Raw genomic sequence first — 635 nt, forward strand, 5'->3', positions numbered from 1 at the left:
GTTGGACCAAGAAGACGCAGGACAACCCGACTCTCCAAGGGCTGGAATCCCTCAACTACGAGTGAGACGGATCAGCCCATCTGGGATCGAGAATCTGGCCTGTCTGCTCATCCAGTAGCTCGCCGTCATCTCCAAAGGCGAAGGCGCGGGCTAGGGCGTCGATGCGTGGCACATCACCGACTTCGGCTGCTTCGAGCATGGCCGCGAGACGCTGCGGTTCGGACTTGATGCGGTCCCAGGTCACAGCGTCAACCGTGGTCAGGTGCTCGGCAGTCTCTTCCGTGTCGTCAACGATCTCCTGGTCCTCGAGCTCGTGGATGCCGAACAGGTCCTTGAGACCATGTGACCAGGTGATCGCCCTGCGGCCCTTGGTGGAGCGATAGAAGTCTTCCCAGAGGTCTGCAGATCGACGGCTGGGAGCGTCCAGCAGTTCAAAGGGCATCAGGGACTCAGCGCGTCCGGTCTTGAAATCGGACCGGGCCATCTCGTGGCCTACGCGGTCGCTCTCCTGGATCTTGGTGATGTACCCGGCGATGTCCTGGTCGTTGGCGCGCTTGATCGCCACGCCCACGTCTCCGTGGTCATCGGGGCGACGCCCCGTCTTGCGTTCGAGCAGGTCAGCCCACCGCTTGCGG

1 pseudogene is annotated in these 635 nt (G+C 62.5%); it reads right to left on the minus strand.

Annotation, left to right across the window (positions count from 1 at the left end):
- Positions 1 to 55: 55 nt before the first annotated feature.
- A pseudogene (locus ABEA43_RS67745) lies at positions 56 to 635 on the minus strand (hypothetical protein); the annotation flags it as partial.

This window comes from Nonomuraea rosea (assembly GCF_039539705.1).
Lineage (GTDB): Bacteria > Actinomycetota > Actinomycetes > Streptosporangiales > Streptosporangiaceae > Nonomuraea > Nonomuraea rosea.